This is a genomic window from Bradyrhizobium sp. LeoA1Lang (assembly GCF_055413685.1).
Genome location: NZ_JBVAPG010000416.1, coordinates 1 through 1,098, shown reverse-complemented (window position 1 = coordinate 1,098; position 1,098 = coordinate 1). Strand labels below are relative to the sequence as shown.

2 protein-coding genes are annotated in these 1,098 nt (G+C 65.0%); both read left to right on the top strand.

Annotated features, from left to right (window positions below; genetic code table 11):
* A partial coding sequence (locus tag ACZYOF_RS43890) for a Mu transposase domain-containing protein (protein ID WP_463719605.1) occupies nt 1–777 on the top strand: 777 nt, incomplete at its 5' end.
* A 16-nt stretch (nt 778–793) separates the two neighbouring features.
* Nucleotides 794–1,098, top strand: a 305-nt coding sequence (locus ACZYOF_RS43885) for an ATP-binding protein (protein ID WP_463719604.1), incomplete at its 3' end; no start/stop codon positions are given.

The following is a 1,098-nucleotide window of genomic DNA, read 5'->3' as shown; positions in this document are numbered from 1 at the left end:
AAGGCAAAGGTCGAAGTTGCGGTGCAAGTCGCCCAGCGATGGATTCTGGCGCGGCTGCGCAACCAACGCTTCTTTTCGTTGGCGGAGCTGAACGCAGCCATCAAAATACTCGTCGTCGAACTCAATGCCCGACAGATGCGCGACTTTGGCGCCAGCCGCGCCGAACTGTTCGCCGAACTCGACAAGCCCAAGCTCACAAAGCTGCCGGACCAGGCTTACGCTTTCGCGCACTGGAAGCGCTGTCGGGTCGGCCCCGACTATCATATCGAGATCGACGGACACTGGTATTCCACGCCGTATCGGCTCATCCGTGAGCTCGTCGATGCGCGCATCGACGACAGGACGGTCGAGATCTTCCACAACGGCCGCAGGATCGCCAGCCACGCCCGCGCCCCTAACCGGCGGGGCCACACCACCATCGCCGACCATATGCCCAGCGCCCATCGGCGCTACGGCCAATGGACGCCCGCCAGAGTGATCGCCGCCGGTGAGCGGATCGGTCCGTCGACCGCCGCCTTCTTCCAGGCCGTGATCGCGGCCCGGCCGCATCCCGAGCAAGGCTTTCGCACCTGCCTCGGCATTCTGTCGCTGGCCAAAAGCTACAGCGCCGAGCGCGTCGACGCGGCCTGCCGGCGCGGCATTCTGATCAAGGCGCGATCCGTTGCCTCGATCCGCTCCATCCTCCAGAACGGCCTGGATCGCACCTTTCTCGACGAGCCCTCCGAACCCCAACCCCTGCGCCACGGCAACATCCGCGGCCGGGATTATTTCCACTGAAGCCAAGGAGACCTGTATGCTCAACCATCCCACCCACGAACGCCTGATCGAGCTCGGCTTGAGCGGCATGGCCAAGGCCTTCGAGGAGCAGCGCCGATCACCTGATCTCGAAGCCTTGCCGCTCGAAGATCGCATCGGCCTGCTGGTCGACCGGGAAGCCGCGGAACGCGACACCAGGCGGCTCACCACGCGCCTCAAGCTGGCCGCGCTCCGCCAGAATGCCTGCGTGGAGGACGTCGATTTGCGCACGCCGCGGGGGATCGACCGGGCCGTCTTCGCCAAGCTCGTCAGCGGCGACTGGATCGATCGCCACGAGAATTT